The 16,831-nt window shown below is 40.1% G+C and carries 17 protein-coding genes; 9 read left to right on the top strand and 8 right to left on the bottom strand.

Annotated features, from left to right (window positions below; all coding sequences use genetic code 11):
- Positions 1 to 21: 21 nt before the first annotated feature.
- The 6 genes from M472_RS35100 (at position 22) to M472_RS35075 (ending at position 6,707) form a co-directional block, all read left to right on the top strand.
- The gene (locus M472_RS35100; protein WP_021070630.1) at positions 22 to 942 is read left to right on the top strand and encodes a hydroxypyruvate isomerase family protein; all 921 of its coding nucleotides are present in this window, start codon (positions 22 to 24) and stop codon (positions 940 to 942) included.
- A 13-nt stretch (positions 943 to 955) separates the two neighbouring features.
- Positions 956 to 2,203, top strand: a complete 1,248-nt coding sequence (locus M472_RS35095) for a nucleoside permease (protein WP_031301760.1) — start codon at positions 956 to 958, stop codon at positions 2,201 to 2,203.
- A 44-nt stretch (positions 2,204 to 2,247) separates the two neighbouring features.
- Positions 2,248 to 3,936: a GMC oxidoreductase gene (locus M472_RS35090; protein WP_021070628.1), complete on the top strand. Its 1,689-nt coding sequence runs from the start codon at positions 2,248 to 2,250 to the stop codon at positions 3,934 to 3,936.
- A gap of 18 nt (positions 3,937 to 3,954) precedes the next feature.
- Positions 3,955 to 5,379, top strand: a complete 1,425-nt coding sequence (locus M472_RS35085) for a Gfo/Idh/MocA family protein (protein WP_021070627.1) — start codon at positions 3,955 to 3,957, stop codon at positions 5,377 to 5,379.
- Positions 5,380 to 5,389: 10 nt separating this feature from the next.
- Positions 5,390 to 6,019, top strand: coding sequence for a gluconate 2-dehydrogenase subunit 3 family protein (locus tag M472_RS35080; protein ID WP_021070626.1), 630 nt, complete (start codon positions 5,390 to 5,392; stop codon positions 6,017 to 6,019).
- Between the two features lie 115 nt (positions 6,020 to 6,134).
- Entirely contained in the window at positions 6,135 to 6,707 is a 573-nt protein-coding gene (locus tag M472_RS35075) for a DUF1003 domain-containing protein (protein WP_037458620.1), read from the top strand.
- An 87-nt stretch (positions 6,708 to 6,794) separates the two neighbouring features.
- Here the strand turns inward: M472_RS35075 and M472_RS35070 are convergent, their stop codons facing one another.
- The 7 genes from M472_RS35070 to M472_RS35040 form a co-directional block, all read right to left on the bottom strand.
- Complete coding sequence (locus tag M472_RS35070) at positions 6,795 to 8,426, bottom strand: ABC-F family ATP-binding cassette domain-containing protein (RefSeq protein ID WP_021070624.1); 1,632 nt, start codon at positions 8,424 to 8,426, stop codon at positions 6,795 to 6,797.
- A gap of 108 nt (positions 8,427 to 8,534) precedes the next feature.
- On the bottom strand, positions 8,535 to 9,149 hold the full coding sequence (locus tag M472_RS35065; RefSeq protein WP_021070623.1) for a MarR family winged helix-turn-helix transcriptional regulator: 615 nt from the start codon (positions 9,147 to 9,149) through the stop codon (positions 8,535 to 8,537).
- A gap of 12 nt (positions 9,150 to 9,161) precedes the next feature.
- The gene (locus M472_RS35060) at positions 9,162 to 9,425 is read right to left on the bottom strand and encodes a DUF2024 family protein (protein ID WP_021070622.1); all 264 of its coding nucleotides are present in this window, start codon (positions 9,423 to 9,425) and stop codon (positions 9,162 to 9,164) included.
- 88 nt (positions 9,426 to 9,513) lie between these two features.
- On the bottom strand, positions 9,514 to 9,747 hold the full coding sequence (locus tag M472_RS35055) for a hypothetical protein (RefSeq protein WP_021070621.1): 234 nt from the start codon (positions 9,745 to 9,747) through the stop codon (positions 9,514 to 9,516).
- Positions 9,748 to 9,894: 147 nt separating this feature from the next.
- Positions 9,895 to 10,614, bottom strand: coding sequence for an alanyl-tRNA editing protein (locus tag M472_RS35050; RefSeq protein ID WP_021070620.1), 720 nt, complete (start codon positions 10,612 to 10,614; stop codon positions 9,895 to 9,897).
- 171 nt (positions 10,615 to 10,785) lie between these two features.
- On the bottom strand, positions 10,786 to 12,195 hold the full coding sequence (locus tag M472_RS35045; protein WP_021070619.1) for a type III PLP-dependent enzyme domain-containing protein: 1,410 nt from the start codon (positions 12,193 to 12,195) through the stop codon (positions 10,786 to 10,788).
- A gap of 128 nt (positions 12,196 to 12,323) precedes the next feature.
- Entirely contained in the window at positions 12,324 to 13,568 is a 1,245-nt protein-coding gene (locus M472_RS35040) for a benzoate/H(+) symporter BenE family transporter (RefSeq protein WP_021070618.1), read from the bottom strand.
- Positions 13,569 to 14,087: 519 nt separating this feature from the next.
- On the opposite strand from M472_RS35040, the gene serC reads away from it, so the two are divergent.
- The 3 genes from serC to M472_RS35030 all read left to right on the top strand — a co-directional run bounded on the left by serC (position 14,088) and on the right by M472_RS35030 (position 16,016).
- The gene (serC, locus tag M472_RS35035) at positions 14,088 to 15,158 is read left to right on the top strand and encodes a 3-phosphoserine/phosphohydroxythreonine transaminase (protein WP_021070617.1); all 1,071 of its coding nucleotides are present in this window, start codon (positions 14,088 to 14,090) and stop codon (positions 15,156 to 15,158) included.
- A gap of 27 nt (positions 15,159 to 15,185) precedes the next feature.
- Positions 15,186 to 15,614 (top strand): nucleoside triphosphate pyrophosphohydrolase family protein, encoded by a 429-nt coding sequence (locus M472_RS0122845; RefSeq protein ID WP_021070616.1) that lies wholly within the window; start codon positions 15,186 to 15,188, stop codon positions 15,612 to 15,614.
- A gap of 69 nt (positions 15,615 to 15,683) precedes the next feature.
- Complete coding sequence (locus M472_RS35030; protein ID WP_144062719.1) at positions 15,684 to 16,016, top strand: MFS transporter; 333 nt, start codon at positions 15,684 to 15,686, stop codon at positions 16,014 to 16,016.
- On the opposite strand, the gene M472_RS35025 is transcribed toward M472_RS35030, so the two are convergent.
- Complete coding sequence (locus tag M472_RS35025; protein WP_021070614.1) at positions 15,991 to 16,827, bottom strand: helix-turn-helix domain-containing protein; 837 nt, start codon at positions 16,825 to 16,827, stop codon at positions 15,991 to 15,993. The two genes, M472_RS35030 and M472_RS35025, sit on opposite strands and share 26 nt — an antisense overlap.
- Between the last annotated feature and the right edge of the window lie 4 nt (positions 16,828 to 16,831).

Genomic DNA, 16,831 nt, shown 5'->3' with positions numbered 1-16,831 from the left:
GTAAACCTATTTGATAATGTAATGAAAAGATCTGATTTTATAAGAAACTCGGGATTGCTATTTGGTGGTAGTTTATTTGCTCCCGGACTATCGCAAGCTTCGGTTAGTGGTGGTGGGATTCTCGGGACTGGTCCTACTTTTCAACTTGATTATGCACCTCATCAGGGAATGTTTAGCACTAGTGCAGGTAAAAATTTTCTTGATGAAATAAAATATATGTATGATTTGGGCTTTCGCAGTATAGAGGACAACGGTATGCCGGGAAGAACAATAGAAGAGCAAACGAAGGTAGGCGAACTTCTTGCGAAGTTGGGAATGCGTATGGGCGTGTTTGTGGTTCCTAAAGGCGGCAACGGAGCGAATACGCTGGCTGCTGGTAAGCCAGATCATGTAGATATCTTTTTAAAAGGTTGTCGAGACTCGATCGAAGTCGCAAAACGAGTGAATGCCAAGTGGATTACGGTGGTTCCAGGAGATTATGAACGACGTCTTCCAATCGGTGTACAGACGGCAAATGTAATTGAGGCATTGAAGCGCGGTGCGGAGTTGTTAGAGCCTCATGATATCACTATGGTTTTGGAACCGCTAAGTGATACGCCCGATTTATTTTTGCGATTTACGGATCAGGCTTATGAAATCTGTAAAGCGGTGAATAGTCCATCGTGTAAGATTTTGTACGATGCCTATCATCAGCAGAAAAATGAGGGTAATCTGATCAATTTTATGAATCAATGTTGGAGTGAGATTGCTTATGTCCAAGTTGGTGATAACCCTGGTCGTAAAGAACCTACAACTGGTGAGGTCAATTTTAAGAACATATTTAAATGGCTTTATAATAAAGGGTATAAGGGAGTAGTGGGAATGGAGCATGGTATGTCCAAAGGAGGTAAGGAGGGGGAAGAGGCTTTAGTAAAGGCTTATAGAGAAGTCGATAATTTCTAATCAATTTAAACTTATGAATTCAACTACGAAAGTTAAACTATCGTTTATGATGTTCCTCGAATTTTTTATTTGGGGGTCTTGGTTTGTTACCTTGGGTACATTCCTTATCAAAAACTTAAGTGCAGGTCAATTTGAGATTGCCAATGTGTTTTCAACGCAATCGCTTGGGGCTATTATTGCTCCATTTATTATCGGAATGATCGCGGATCGTTATTTTAACGCAGAACGTATATTGGGTGTTTTACATTTAGTAGGTGCTATTTTGATGTATCAAATGTATCAAGCACCTGATGTGACGGTATTTTACCCTTATGTATTGTCCTATATGATTCTGTATATGCCTACTTTGTCGTTGGTGAATTCGGTGTCTTTCCGGCAGCTGGTTAATCCGGAGAAGGAGTTTTCTGGAATTCGGATCTGGGGTACTATTGGTTGGATTGTTGCTGGATTATCAATAAGTTATTTGTTTAAGTGGGATGGTGCTGAGGCTTCTGCACAAGGTGCTTTGAAAAATACATTTTTGATGGCTGGTGTTGCTTCTTTGGTGCTCGGATTGTTTTCGTTTGTTCTGCCTAAAACACCTCCAGTTAAAGCGTCTGCAGAGGAAAAGCCTTCATTTGCTTCAATTATCGGATTAGACGCGATTAAGTTGTTGAAAGATAAGAATTTCTTGATTTTCTTTATCTCCTCGATCTTGATTTGTATTCCTCTTGCTTTTTATTATCAAAATGCAAATCCCTTTTTAGATCAAATCGGTTTGGAAAATCCAACAGGGAAAATGACCATTGGTCAAATCTCGGAAGTGGGATTTCTTTTGCTTTTACCGTTGTTCTTTACTCGTTTTGGCTTTAAGAAAACCATTTTGGTGGGGATGTTGGCGTGGGCGGTTCGCTACTTGCTTTTTGCCTATGGAAATGCCGGAGATCTTTCGTTTATGTTGATTCTAGGTATTGCATTGCACGGTATCTGTTATGATTTCTTTTTTGTTTCAGGACAGATCTATACGGATAGTAAGGCTGGAGAAAAATATAAAAGTGCTGCGCAAGGTTTGATTACCTTGGCTACTTATGGTGTAGGACAGCTGATCGGTTTTTGGGTCGCTGGATATGTTGGCGAAATGTATAAAGACCTACAAGAGTCAAATGTTGCTGCATTTTGGCAGCAAACCTGGATTATTCCTGCGGGAATCGCATTGGTGGTGATGGTTATTTTTATGCTGCTCTTTAAAGATGAGAAAGTCGGAACAGCAGCTAAAGTTTAGTTAAATAAAAGAGAGAGTTTGTTAAATAAAAAATATTTAAAGTCATGGTAGAAAACAATACATATGATGCAATTGTAATAGGTTCAGGCATAAGTGGAGGTTGGGCTGCAAAGGAATTGACAGAGAAAGGATTGAAGACAATTATGCTGGAACGTGGTCGTAATATCGAACACATCAAGGATTATACCTCACCTAATAAACACCCTTGGGAGTTTCCGCATGCAGGTGGTAGAACGCAAGAAATGATTGCTGATTATCCGGTGTTAAAGCGTGATTATCCTTTGAATGAGAAGAATCTTGATTATTGGGTTAATGAAAAGGAGAGTCCTTACACTGAGATCAAGCGTTTTGATTGGTATAGAGGTTATCATGTGGGCGGACGTTCGTTGATGTGGGGTAGACAGTCTTACCGTCTTGGTGATTTGGATTTTGAGGCGAATTTGAAGGATGGACATGGTGTAGATTGGCCGATCCGTTATAAGGATATTGCTCCTTGGTATAGTTATGCAGAGAAGTTTGCTGGTATATCTGGAAATCGGGATGGGGTGGCCTCTCTTCCTGATGGTGATTATATGCCCGCAATGCCTTTCAATATTGTTGAAAAAGATTTAGCAGCTCGTTTGCAAAAGGAATATGGTGGTAAGCGTCATTTTCTGATGGGACGTACTGCAAATATTACTGTCCCACATGAAGGGCGTGTCAACTGTCAATATCAAAACCAATGTTGGTTGGGATGTAACTTTGGCGCTTATTTTAGTACACAATCGGCTACTTTACCTGCAGCTGTTAAAACCGGGAATCTCACGTTAAGACCTTTTTCGATTGTTACTAAGATCATATACGATAAGGACACGAAAAAAGCTAAAGGGGTCGAAATATTAGATGCGGAGACCAATCAAACGTATGAATACTATGCGAAAATTGTTTTTGTATGTGCTTCTGCAATGAATTCGACTTGGGTATTGATGAACTCTGCGACAGATGTGTGGGAAGGTGGTCTTGGTAGCAGTAGTGGTGAATTGGGACACAATTTGATGGATCACCATTTCCGTTGTGGTGCTGGAGGAAAAGTAGAAGGTTATGAAGATAAATATATTTTTGGAAGACGCCCTACAGGTCTTTATGTACCTCGGTTTGTTAACGTGGATGGGGACAATAAGCAACGGGAATATGTCCGTGGCTTCGGTTATCAAGGTGCAGCTAGCCGTGGACGTTGGTCTGGAGAGATTGCAGAGATGAGTGTAGGAGGGGCATGGAAAGACGCTATCTGTGAACCTGGAAATTGGTCTGTAGGTTTTGGTGCTTTCGGTGAGATGCTTCCTTATCACGAAAATCATATTAAACTGGATAAGGATAAGAAAGATAAGTGGGGATTACCTGTACTGGCGATTGATGCGGAGATCAAAGACAATGAAATCAAGATGCGAGGAGATATGCAGAACGAGATGAAGGAAATGTTGGAGAGCATTGGTGTTAAAGATGTGAAAACCTATGATAATGTATATGGTCTAGGTCAGGGGATTCATGAAATGGGGACTGCCCGTATGGGGAGAGATCCTAAGACATCGGTATTGAACGGAAATAATCAAGTGTGGGATGCGCAGAATGTATTTGTTACAGATGGTGCGGCTATGACATCTGCAGGTTGTGTGAATCCATCTTTGACTTATATGGCTTTGACAGCACGTGCAGTAGATTTTGCTGTGAGCGAACTTAAGAAAGGAAATTTATAATATTAATAGGACTCTGTTATGAACAACGAAAGTAGAAGAGATTTTATTAAAAAGGCAGCAATAGCAGCTGCCGGCGTTACTATTGTGCCCCGACATGTGCTTGGCGGACCTGGATTTCGTGCTCCTAGTGATATGTTGCAAGTTGCTTCTATCGGTGTAGGTGGTATGGGAGGTTCGGATGTAAACAAGATTTTTCAGAGTAATAAAGCGAATATCGCTTATCTCTGTGATGTGGATAAGGCGAGAGCTAAGAATTCGGTAGAGAAATTTCCTAAGGCTAAGTTTTATACTGATTTTAGAGAAATGCTAGATAAAGAGGCACAACATATTGATGCGGTGTCTATATCTACACCAGATCATAATCATGCTATACAGACATTGGCAGCAATGGAATTAGGTAAACATGTCTATGTACAAAAACCATTGGCTCACGATGTATGGGAAGCACGGGCGTTGACGCATGCAGCTAAGAAGTATAAAGTTGTGACCCAAATGGGAAATCAAGGTGCTTCAGGTGATGGGGTACGTCAGATGCGGGAATGGATTGATGCAGGGCTGATTGGTGATTTAGTAGAGGTTTATGCTTGGACGGATAGACCCGTATGGCCTCAAGGCATTGCTTGGCCTGCTCAGAAAGCTACGATACCATCGACTTTGGATTGGGACAAATGGTTAGGTACGGCTCCTTATACGGAATATTTTGATAAACTGGTACCCTTCAATTGGCGAGGCTGGTGGCCTTACGGTACAGGTGCGCTAGGAGACATGGGCTGTCATAACTTAGAAGCTCCCTTTAGTATCTATGGATTGCAATATGTGAAAGATGTGCAGGCCAGTGTAGGCTCTGTGTATGTGGACGAGTTCAAACGCGGATATTTTCCGGAATCTTGTCCTCCATCAAGTTCAGTAACAATGACTTTCCCAAAAACAGCAAAGACAAAAGGTGATGTTAAAGTACATTGGATGGATGGCGGTATACAGCCACCTCGTCCAGATGAATTAGGAGCGAATGAGAAATTTGGTGACGGTGGAAATGGTATTCTTATTATAGGTTCAAAGGGAAAGGTATTAGCGGATACCTATGCTGCAAATCCTCGTCTGCTTCCAACTACTAAGCAGTATAAGAAGGTTGCAGAGAAATATCAAAGAGTACCGGGTGGCGCTAATGGACATTGGGCGCAGTGGGTGGAAGGTTGTTTGGCTGGCTATGGTAATATGGAAATGTCTTCGCCGTTTGAAATCGCAGGACCTCTAACAGAAGCGCTATTGATGGCAAACTTGGCCATTCGTGGAGCTGATTTAAAAATTGATAATAAATATCCTGGTCGGAGCCTAAAATTACTTTGGGATAACGATAATATGCGTGTAACAAACTTTGATGAAGCAAATCAGTTTGTCAAACGTACTTACAGACCAGGTTGGGAAGTAAACTATACATTTTAAATAGATAAAGATGAATAGAAGAGAAGCAATACAACGTGTGGCCATGATTTTGGGTGGTTCCGTAATTGGTGCTAACTTATTTTTGGAAGGTTGTACACGACCTGCGTCTAAAGACGTTGCAGGGTTATTTGAGAAAGATATCATTGAACGATTAGGTGATCTGGCTGATGCTATTTTGCCTCCTACAGCAACACCCGGGGCTAAAGAGGCTGGTGTGGGCAGTTTTATTCCAGTGATGGTAAGAGATTGCTACACAGAGAAACAGCAGAAGGTATTTTTGGAAGGTTTTGCCTCCCTGGATGCAAAAGCGAAAGAGGTAAAAGGTAAACCTTTTGGTGAGCTTTCTATTGAAGACCGTACGGCAATAGCTGCAGTACTCGATAAAGAAGCTAGAGAGTTCAATAAGAAACAGGCTGAAGAGCAAAAAGAAATCCGTGAGAAAAATAAAGTGAAACAAAATGAGCTTTATCATTCGGAAGAGAACGATCCTTCACATTGGTTTACGATGTTCAAGCAATTGACGCTTACTGGATTCTTTAATTCGGAACTGGGCTGTACGAAAGCACTCCGTTATGTGAAAGTCCCTGGTCGATATGATGGCGAGTTCCCATACAAAAAGGGGGATAAGGCATTTGCTTAACTGCATAGTATAGGTTAAAAAATCGGGTAGTGTAATTGAAGCGCTACCCGATTTTTTTATTATGTTAGTTGAGGCTAAATCCCTAACTTTAATTCAAAACTATTTAAAGCTATCCATGAGTAATCGTAGGCAAATTGATGAAATCGTTGAGAAGAATAATGATAATATACGTAAGCTCCATGAGATCGTCAGGCGGACTATGGAGGAAGAAGAGCTTATTGTAGATCGATTGGTCCATCCACCTAAAGAGATTTTGAGTAGGGGACAACGTATATCAGATAGGGTTGCGCAGTTTGGTGGAAGTTGGCGTTTTATAATTATTTTTATCGTTATTCTACTGGTGTGGATCGCTTTTAATACGCTGGCCCTGAAAGGTGAACAGTTTGATCCTTATCCCTTTATTCTGATGAATCTTGTACTTTCCTGTGTCGCGGCTTTGCAAGCACCAATTATTATGATGAGCCAGAATAGGCAAGAGGAAAAGGATCGAATGCGAGGTGAAAATGACTACTTGGTGAATCTAAAAGCTGAACTGGAAATACGTAGTCTTCATCAAAAGATCGATATTTTACTTGAAGAGCAAATTAAGGGCCTGTACGATACCCAACAGGAACAGTATAAGCTAATCAAACAGTTGTACCATAAGGTTGAAAAATTAGAGCGTAAATTGGGTGAAAGAGACGTTTAATGGGGTCGTATATCGCCAAAAAAAACTTGACCACTGTATCAAACGTATTGATAAGTGGTCAAATATGAAGGATGAACGGAAATAGGCTTAACGTTCGATATCCTTTAAACTGTTCATTTTTTTATATTCTAAGAATCCTTTTATATCTTCAAAGTGCTCACGGACACGTTTATTTCCAAATTCAAATACTTTGGTTGCCAGTCCGTCGAGGAAATCCCTATCGTGGGACACTAAAATAAGAGTACCATCAAAATCCTGAAGTGCGTCTTTGATAATGTCTTTGGTCTTCATATCCAAATGGTTGGTAGGCTCATCGAGAATCAATACGTTGACGGGTTCCAAAAGGAGTTTAATCATCGCTAATCTGGTTTTTTCACCGCCTGATAAGACTTTCACTTTTTTAGTGGTGTCGTCTCCACTAAACATAAAAGCACCCAACATATCTTTGATCTTGACACGTACATCACCTACAGCAATCTGATCAATGGTTTCAAATACGGTTAATTCCTCATCGAGTAGGGCTGCTTGGTTTTGTGCGAAATAACCTATTTTGGCGTTATGACCTACTTTTAGGCTCCCTTCGAAGTCTATTTCTCCCATGATGGCTTTAATCATGGTTGATTTACCTTCACCATTCTTACCGACAAAGGCAACTTTCTCTCCACGTTCTATGACCATGGCTGCTTTTTCAAATACCACATGGTCGCCATACTTTTTAGTGAGTTCTTCTACCATTACAGGGTATTGACCCGAACGGGGCGAAGGTGGAAATTTTAAACGTAAGGCTGACGTATCGACTTCGTCTATCTCGATTATTTCTAGTTTTTCCAACATTTTAACCCGGGACTGTACTTGTAAGGTTTTGGAATAAGTCCCTCTAAAACGGTCGATAAATTCTTGGTTGTCCGCTATGAACCTTTGCTGTTCTTCGTATGCTTTCAACTGATGCAAACGACGATCTTTACGAAGCTCTAGGTAATGACTGTATTTTGCTTTGTAATCGTAGATACGTCCCATTGTTACTTCGATGGTACGGTTGGTGATGTTGTCGACGAACGCTCTATCGTGGGAGATTACAATGACAGCTTTGGCCGAATTGATTAAAAAATCCTCTAACCATTGAATACTCTCGATATCCATATGGTTGGTCGGTTCATCGAGAAGGATTAAGTCTGGTTTTTTTAACAAAATTTTGGCCAGTTCGATTCGCATGCGCCATCCTCCAGAGAACTCTGAGGTCTGACGTGTAAAATCTGTACGCTCGAAGCCTAATCCTTTGAGTACTTTTTCAACTTCAGCGTCGTAATTGGTCTCTTCAATAGAGTAGAACTTTTCACTGAGTTCGGACACACGTTCGATTAGCTTCATGTAATCGTCCGTTTCATAATCCGTGCGTACGTTTAGCTGTTCATTCAGTGCTTCTAATTCATCACGCATCTGATAGACTTCTTCAAAGGCTTTTGAGGTCTCTTCGAAGACGGTCATATTGTCCTGCGTTAATAAATGTTGTGGCAAGTAGGCGATGACAGCATCTTTCGGTCCTGATACGTTGCCGTTTGTGGGTTTGCCAGCACCGGCAATGATTTTTAATAGAGTGGACTTGCCAGCACCATTCTTGCCCATAAGGGCTATTTTATCATTTTCATTGATAGAAAAAGATACATCGCTAAAAAGAGTTGTCCCTCCAAATGATACGGAGACATTATTTACGTTGATCACGATACGCCTATGTTAAAATAAGTTGCAAAGATAGTATTTAGAAGTTAGATGTCGGATATCAGATTTAAGATAGTCGCTAGCAAAAAAAGGTGTTAACTATCTTTTCATCTAGAGCGATTTTGTTTGATGTTCCGGGCAGTCTATCCGAAGATCTGTGCTGGCTAAAGTTTGATTTAGCAATCGGCAATAATGAAGTGTTCCATTATCCGAAGATTGATAATAGGAACAGTTGATACACATTCTCTGAACACTTATTATTCCGGATTGATTGAGATGGGTGACGATTTCTAGAAGACTGGATAATAGTGTTTCTTTGCTCGTATCGTTTAATTTATCGATAGGTGTTCTTATTTCTTCTGTAAATAAGGAGGTCTGTCGAGCAATTTCTCTTCCTTTGTCTGTTAGGTGGATGGTGTAGCTTCTTGTATCCTGTTCCTCATATTCCTTGACAATAAATTCTTTTTGTTCCAATGTTTTGACAGTCTCACTGATCGTGGCCTTGGTCATGTTGAATTCTTGAGCGAGGTAACTTACCTTCCGATTTTCGGCATCGTGGTGAAGTAGAAAAATCAAGAGTTGTATTTGAGTAGGCGTCAGAGGAAATTCTTTACTCTGACGCCATAGTAGCACACGAAAAGACTGAGTTATTCTTTCCAATGAAGCTACAATTTTGCTTTCTATATTGCTGTTCTGTTGTTCCAGATCAAAATCGGATCTGTTCATGGTATATGCTGCTTACTTACAGTTTTCCATTTCATAGATGAAAACTCCTTTTTCTTTTATTTCATTTTGCCATTCGGTTCTGACCTGTTCTACATGGCAGAATTGGCACTCGTGGGCAGTCAGTGGCTGCCCTTCTTGATTCTTACTTTTCAGATAGTCTCTTCCATAATCGTAAATTATAGTGGCATCTGTTATTTCTGCGGGGACAATAATGTCAAAGTGCATAATCGTCCCATCTTTTTTTGTTACGTAGGTATCCCAAACAGCTACTTGCATTTTTATTGATTTTAATGATTGTTTGATTCTATTTTAATACGAAAAATGCCCCACAAAGATAGCTATCCTATCCAAGTGGGGCAAACATTTAACCTTTTACATCTGCAATCGATGCACCAAAGTTGATGTGTAGCACATTGCCTTGTGGTGTTACTAAAGCGGGTACGGACTTTACGCCAGCTTTCTCTGCTTCTTCTATCCGTTCTCTGACTTCACCGATATGTACGACTTCTACGTTGTCGGTTCCTACAAGGTTGACGATGTCGTGTTCTGCGCTAATGCATACGGGACATCCAGCATGGTAAAAAACTGATTTTGACATGTTCACTAAAATTTTAATCTGTTCCTGAGGCAATATTGCCTTATTCAAAAGTAGTTAGGATTCCTAACTATATCAAGAGGCATTGCTCTATTCGTCCCTGGTCTACCGTTGTTTTTTAATTCTGTCCTATCTTTGTTGGCTTGGATTTTAGAAGCCGTACTTTACTTTAAGGATATTCTTCTTTGTGTTTACTTTTAAAACTCTTATCCCCTGAAGCTCTGCTGTATCAGCAACGTGAGTGCCCCCGCATGCATAATTCAGGTACTTGCCTATTTTTACAAGTCTAATGCTTGTATCGGCTTTTGGGGTGAAGTGAGAAATTCTAAATGAGTCTTTGTAATCGGAAGAACTTGTTGAAACTACCTTGGAATGAATTGGGAGCTTTTGGAGGATAAGGGTATCTAAGATGCTGTTGATGGCTTCTATAGTAATGTTTTGGACTGTATTCGCTGTGTCAAACTCTATTGCGCTATTACTAGGATAGTGTGAACCGTTTATAGGGGTAAGATTGAGTTTAAGCTCTTCATATATTATAGAGGTGATAAGATGTCCAGCGGTGTGTAGTTGGGAGTTTACCGCTCTCTTGATGGGATCAATTCTAAGGGTAATAATTGCATTGTCTTCTATTTCCTGTCTATCGATGTAGATTTTTAGACTATTAGCATTAAAAGTCCCTTTTATTATTGGGCTGGTAGTATTGCCAATGGTTATTTCTGCAGTGTCGCTTTCTTGTCCCCCTCCACCTGGAAAATAGCAGGATTCCTGAGGTATGATAAAGAATCCATTATCATCCGTGCCATAATCAAGAATCTGTGTTTCGTTTAGAGCAGTCTCAGGACTGTGGTAGTATATCAAGTGTGTTTCCATATTTGTTTTGGTATTTGACCGATGTAAAACTGGGGTATTTAAAGGAAATAAAATAGAAGGTTCATAACATCTGGTAACTGGTTAACATTCGTTATCGGATATTAGTATATTTTACTTGTGAGTGGCGTTTAGCCAATTTTTGAAATTAGGGGTATTCTCCACATATTTCTGTTATTTATCTTTTCTATTGTATCCAAGGATATCCAATACCTGATCTTCATTTTGTTGCTCTGAAAAAACATCTACCTTGATTTCACCTTGCTCATCGCGGTCAATCAGTATATGTTTTGGATGTGGAATAAGACAGTGGTGAATTCCACCAAATCCCCCTATACTTTCCTGATAGGCTCCTGTATTGAAGAAGCCAATGTAAAGAGGTTTGTCTTTGTTGAATTTTGGAAGATATATGGCATTAAGATGCTGTTCGGAGTTGTAGTAGTCTTCACTGTCGCAGGTGACACCCCCTAAGAGTACGCGTTCATAGTTCTCGTTCCAACGATTTAATGCAAGAAGAATAAAACGACTATTGATAGCCCAAGAATCGGGGAGGGTAGTGATAAAAGAGGAATCGATCATATTCCACCGTTCGCGATCATTCTGTTTCTTCTGATAAGCTACTTTATAAATTGCGCCGGCACTTTCTCCTACTGTAAATGATCCGAACTCCGTGAAAATCTTAGGGTCCGGGATATGAGCTTCGCTACATGCATTCTTGATCTGGCTGAGAATTTCCTCCACCATATATTCATAGTCATATTCGAATGCCAAGGAGTTTTTAATGGGGAAACCACCTCCTATATCCAAACTGTCAAGACTGGGACATTCTTTTTTCAGCTCTACGTATATCTTTATACACTTCAATAGTTCGTTCCAATAATAAGAGGTGTCACGAATGCCTGAATTAATAAAAAAATGAAGCATTTTCAGTTCGACCTGATCATTGTTTTTTATCTCGTTGCGGTAGTAGGTAAGAATGTTCTTATAGCCAATACCTAGCCGCGAGGTATAGAATTCAAATTTGGGACTTTCCTCTGAGGCGATCCTGATGCCTACGTTGATTTTTTTGTCACATTTGGCCAATAGTAAGTTCAGCTCTTCATAATTATCCAGGATGACAATTACATTGTTTTCTCTAGCCTTGTTCAACCTTATTATATTATCTAGATATGCTGCGTTCTTAAAGCCATTACATAATATGGAGGTACTGTTACTTATTTTATTTTCACTGATTAGTTTTTCTACTATGTTTATATCAAAAGCAGATGAGGTTTCGATATGAACATTATTCTTGAGCACTTCTTCTAATACAAAACTAAAATGCGAGCTTTTTGTACAGTAGCAATAGTGATATTCGCCCTGATAGCTGATTTTTTTCATTGCTTTTTGGAACCAAGACTTCGAACGTTGGATATTCTGTGATATGCGTGGTAGGTAGGTGAATTTAAGCGGGGTACCATGCGCTGCAACGAGTTGCATGAGGTCGACACCGTGAAAAAGTAGCTGATTACTTGAGTCGAGTGTAAATTCCGGCTGCGGGAATACAAATGTCTGGTCGATTAGATCAATATATTTTGTTTTCATTTTACGATTTAGGGTTGGGTAAAAAGACTCCGGGATCTCCTGATATGAAGTTATCTGTTATTCTTGAGCGTAGTATTCAGGCGATCACCGAAGCTGGTACTCCAATTTAATAAGGTGGATATTTATCTTTAGGAAAGATTGACGAATTCTTTATTTTTAATGCTATTTTTTTTGTTTTTATTGAACCATTTGAACTTACCATTGATCACCATATAAGCCAGGAGGCCGGCTACTAGCCCCCAAAAAGCTCCACCGATATCAAATAGACTAATATTTGCAGCAGAGACTAAAAATGTGATCAGTGCTACTTCTCTAGTCTTTACATCTGCCATGGCACTGGATATACTGCCTGCAATGGTACCTAATAATGCCAAGCCCGCCAACATCGCGATGAAGGAAGAGGGAAATGCCATGAATAGTGCTACAAAGGTCACCCCGAAAATGCCTACCAAGGAATACAGGATGCCACATGTTATGCCGGCAATATATCTTTTTTTTGGATTTTCGTGTGTATCTGTTCCTGTAGCTATTGCTGCTGTAATGGCTGCAATGTTAAATGGAGACGAGCCAAAGACAGCAAATACCATAGACCCTAAGCCTGTAACAGTCAGTATCGGATTGGCACTCATGTCCTTGTAACCATCATTTTGGAGGACGAGCATACCGGGCATGTATTGCCCTGTCAATGTGATTATAAAGAGGGGTAAAGCAACACTCAATAGAGCATTGGCCGAGAATACAGGCGCAGTAAATACAGGTTTGGATAGACTCCATTCGAGTGTGCTAAAAGTGATACTATCAGTAATCAGGAGGTAGGAAAGTCCGATGACCAAAACCCCTAATATGGCATATCTTGACGTAAGGCGTTTTAGAAATATAAATGCGACAAACAGAAGACAGACCAATACTGGGTCTACGGATATTTCTTTGAAAGCATTGATCCCGAAAGGGAAGAGGATACCAGCCAATAATCCTGCAGCAATCCCTTGTGGGATTAGTTTGATCACGCGGTCGAACATTCCGGAAAGGCCAAGTATAAGAAAAGCAGCACCTGATACGACATAGGCACCAATGGCTTCGGAATAAGGTACTGTAGCCAGTGCCGTGATAAGGAATGCCGCTCCTGGGGTTGACCATGCGGTAATGATGGGCGTTTTGTAGCGTATGCTCAACCAAAGCCCTGTCAATCCGGTTCCAAGTGATACCGCCCATACCCATGACGAGGTCAATTCGGGACTTAATCCTGCGACTTTTGCTGCCTGAAAAATTAAAATAAAGGTACCTCCATAATTTACGATCACAGAAACGAAACCTGCGATGATGATACTTGGTAGATCACTGGCTTTTAGTTTGTCTTCTTCTTTAGTTTTCATTGATGACACTGGTTTAATGTTGTTAAAGAAATATTGAAAAAGGATCTAGGATATCAGATAAACTATTCTTTTTATATCTATAGGCCCTCTTGAACTTTGCGACAAAAGTAAATCTAAATAGATATGCACGGATGGTACAGATTCTTTATTATTGAGGGACCAGATTAATTATTTGATTAGGAGTGAGGTGATCTAAATGTTTTCATTATTAGGTGTTTAAAAAAGAAGTACGAGTCGAGCGACTCGTACCTAATTGGGGAAATCGTTTAAAAAAAAAGCAATGATGCCCTGATCTTCTATCTACTTCAGCTTCTATTTCAAAAGTAAGTAAGTTTTTATAGTTTATGAATGAACCAGAAGTTGCATATGGAGGCAGTCCACGAATTTTACATGAGCCCATTCGTACAATCTGGTCTAGATGAATAAAACAAACTGCACTACTTTACTCCTCCAATTTACTCCTAGCTTTATGCCCATGATTCAGTTGGTGCTGATGGTTTATAAATATTTATTATGGTTATGAAATACAATTTTGGAGCTGGTCCTGGTAAGTTGGCGAAAGAGGTCTTGGCAGAAGCAGCAGAAGCCGTTCAGAACTTTAACAACACGGGACTTTCTATTTTGGAGATATCGCATAGGAGTGAAGATTTTATAGAGGTGCTTAATGAAACAGAGCAGTTGGCACGTCAACTATTGGCTGTGCCTGATACACATGATATTATTTTTTTGCAAGGTGGAGCGAGTTCTCATTTTGCGATGGTGCCCATGAACCTGTTACCCGATGATGGAACCGCTATCTATTTAGACACAGGGATGTGGTCTAGTAAAGCAATTGCTGAAGCTAAAAAATTCGGGAAGGTATCTGTTATAGCAAGTTCTGTCAATGCGGATTATAGCTTTTATCCTAAGGGATTTACCGTTCCGAAAGATGCTGCATATTACCATTTTACTTCCAATAATACCATATATGGGACAGGGACCTTTGAGACTCCCCAAGTAGATATACCTTTAGTATGTGATATGTCCTCCGATATTTTTAGTCGGGATATTGATGTGTCTGCCTATAGTCTCATCTATGCTGGAGCGCAAAAGAATATCGGGCCTGCTGGAATGACTTTAGTCATTGTCAAAAAAGGTATCCTGGGAAGAACAGGACGGGATATACCGACGATTTTTGACTACGGAGTACATGTGGCTCACAGGTCACTATATAATACACCAGCGGTATATGCCATATATGTAACGATGCTTAATTTACGTTGGTTAGCTGCTAAGGGAGGAGTATCCGTTATCGAACAGGAAAATATACGTAAAGCAGCGCTTTTGTATCAGGAAATTGATGATAATCCTCTTTTTTCCGGAACAGCAAGGAAAGAAGACCGCTCGCGTATGAATGTCACTTTTGTCATGAACGCTAAAGATCTGGAATATGAATTTTCGACTTTCGCATCGCAGAGAGGCATCGTAGGAATAGCTGGACACCGGCATGTCGGTGGATTTAGAACGTCACTGTATAATGCAGTGGATTTAAAAGCTGTCGAGTTTTTGGTAGAGACTATGCGTGAGTTTACACGGATAAAGCAATATTGATATATATTAACCCAATTTAAGTTTGCCATGGAAAACAAGAAAATTGAAATACCCCACCTGAACGAGTTATGTAGAGCGATATTTCAACAGAATAAGGAGAAAGGATTTTGGAATAGAGAGATCAATATAGGAGAATGCCTGATGTTAATTACAGGCGAGCTCGGAGAGGCTTTGGAGGCGGATCGAAAAGGTAGACGCGTTAGGTTTGCTGATTTTGAGGAAACGGTAGAAAAAGCAGGGTACCAGTTGTACGAATTCGCAATGGATCGCCATTATAAAGTGTTATCTCAACTGTTTCTGGATATGGTAAAGGATACATTAGAAGATGAGATTGCCGATGCTGTCATTCGGTTATTCGATCTCGCAGCAGCACTTGATATTGATCTGGAAAGTCATATCTGGGCAAAATTAATGTATAATAAGGGACGGGCTGAATTACATGGTAAATTGTATTAATCGAAAATTAAAAACACAAGTGATCAGTCAATCGACATACCTGCCAAAATCTCATGAGATAAATCTGTATTGGGCAGTATTCCGTTCGCTGTTATGGTTCCTTATGGGGATATTACCACCGCTGTGGTGTTGATTACTGTAGTGGGATTTTTGATTTCTTTGTCGTTTTCTCCAATATTGGTATACGCCCAGCAACTGATGCCCAGCAAAATTGGCATGGTGTCCGGATTGTTTTATGGAGTAGCTATGGGGATGAGTGGGATAGGGGCTGCAATTATGGGAAGTTTGGCAGACGTGAAGGGTATAGATTATATACAGAATATAATTAGTCTATTGCCTCTTCTTGGGCTTGTAGTTTTTCTTTTTCCTCAACGAACTAAAGACGGTTTTTATATTCCTTAGCTGTTTGTTTTTTGTAGTCTCCAGGAGTCATTCCATAGTAATTTTTGAATGTTTTAATAAAGTGGCTTTCATCTGCAAACCCACATTGGTAAGCGATACTTGCGTTGGATAGTTCTCCCTGATCGAGTAGTTCTCTGCTGAGCTCAATCTTTCGCCTGCGGATGAATCGACTAAGATCTTCGCCAAAATAACGGGGGAAAGTCCGTGAAAGATGGACCGCTGAGATTCCAATCTGCTCCGCCAATTGCTGTAAATCTAACTGGTTAACGTCGTAAGAATCAGCTATTATTTCTTGGAGTCTATTGACCCATTTGGGAGTATGTCCTAATGTGATTTTTTGTGTATCGCGTTGTAATAGTGCAAAAGCCTGTAGCAACATGCCTTCAATCGCTATGGGGGTGACGGCATCTTGTACGTTGAGCTCTTTGTATATATTTTGGAATAGAGATTTAATCTCGGGATGATGTATGTTTATGCTACCCTCTATGATATCGGGGTTTAATTCTTTTTGAGAAAACCATTTCTTTTCAATCTCGATATGAAAATAATTGACACCTTCGGAGATGCTTTCATTGTAATGGGGTTCTTGCCAATTGTGATAGAGTAATGTATTACGTGAACATTGTATTTTCTCTTTTTTATTGACCTCCATAAAATTGCCCTTGACGCTGTAAAGGAAGTAAGCATTCTCATGATAATGCCAAGGTACGTGGGAATTAGGGGCAATTACCGCTTCGCTTATAATGAGATTGTTGAATTTAATCTTTCTTTTGCTCTCTCCGAAATGTTGGCCTAATGTTAATGATTTCATGTTT

The organism is Sphingobacterium paucimobilis HER1398 (assembly GCF_000416985.1).
Taxonomy (GTDB): domain Bacteria; phylum Bacteroidota; class Bacteroidia; order Sphingobacteriales; family Sphingobacteriaceae; genus Sphingobacterium; species Sphingobacterium paucimobilis.
Note: the sequence above shows the minus strand (reverse complement) of the source record. Positions and strands in the feature narration are given on the sequence as shown.

What these genes read in the sequence shown, in the direction of transcription:
- M472_RS35100 (WP_021070630.1), top strand. Translation starts at nt 22, where the DNA reads ATGAAAAGATCTGATTTTATAAGAAACTCGGGATTGCTATTTGGTGGT.
- M472_RS35095 (WP_031301760.1), top strand. Translation starts at nt 956, where the DNA reads ATGAATTCAACTACGAAAGTTAAACTATCGTTTATGATGTTCCTCGAA.
- M472_RS35090 (WP_021070628.1), top strand. Translation starts at nt 2,248, where the DNA reads ATGGTAGAAAACAATACATATGATGCAATTGTAATAGGTTCAGGCATA.
- M472_RS35085 (WP_021070627.1), top strand. Translation starts at nt 3,955, where the DNA reads ATGAACAACGAAAGTAGAAGAGATTTTATTAAAAAGGCAGCAATAGCA.
- M472_RS35080 (WP_021070626.1), top strand. Translation starts at nt 5,390, where the DNA reads ATGAATAGAAGAGAAGCAATACAACGTGTGGCCATGATTTTGGGTGGT.
- M472_RS35075 (WP_037458620.1), top strand. Translation starts at nt 6,135, where the DNA reads ATGAGTAATCGTAGGCAAATTGATGAAATCGTTGAGAAGAATAATGAT.
- M472_RS35065 (WP_021070623.1), bottom strand. Translation starts at nt 9,149, where the DNA reads ATGAACAGATCCGATTTTGATCTGGAACAACAGAACAGCAATATAGAA.
- M472_RS35060 (WP_021070622.1), bottom strand. Translation starts at nt 9,425, where the DNA reads ATGCAAGTAGCTGTTTGGGATACCTACGTAACAAAAAAAGATGGGACG.
- M472_RS35055 (WP_021070621.1), bottom strand. Translation starts at nt 9,747, where the DNA reads ATGTCAAAATCAGTTTTTTACCATGCTGGATGTCCCGTATGCATTAGC.
- M472_RS35050 (WP_021070620.1), bottom strand. Translation starts at nt 10,614, where the DNA reads ATGGAAACACACTTGATATACTACCACAGTCCTGAGACTGCTCTAAAC.
- M472_RS35045 (WP_021070619.1), bottom strand. Translation starts at nt 12,195, where the DNA reads ATGAAAACAAAATATATTGATCTAATCGACCAGACATTTGTATTCCCG.
- M472_RS35040 (WP_021070618.1), bottom strand. Translation starts at nt 13,568, where the DNA reads ATGAAAACTAAAGAAGAAGACAAACTAAAAGCCAGTGATCTACCAAGT.
- serC (WP_021070617.1), top strand. Translation starts at nt 14,088, where the DNA reads ATGAAATACAATTTTGGAGCTGGTCCTGGTAAGTTGGCGAAAGAGGTC.
- M472_RS0122845 (WP_021070616.1), top strand. Translation starts at nt 15,186, where the DNA reads ATGGAAAACAAGAAAATTGAAATACCCCACCTGAACGAGTTATGTAGA.
- M472_RS35025 (WP_021070614.1), bottom strand. Translation starts at nt 16,827, where the DNA reads ATGAAATCATTAACATTAGGCCAACATTTCGGAGAGAGCAAAAGAAAG.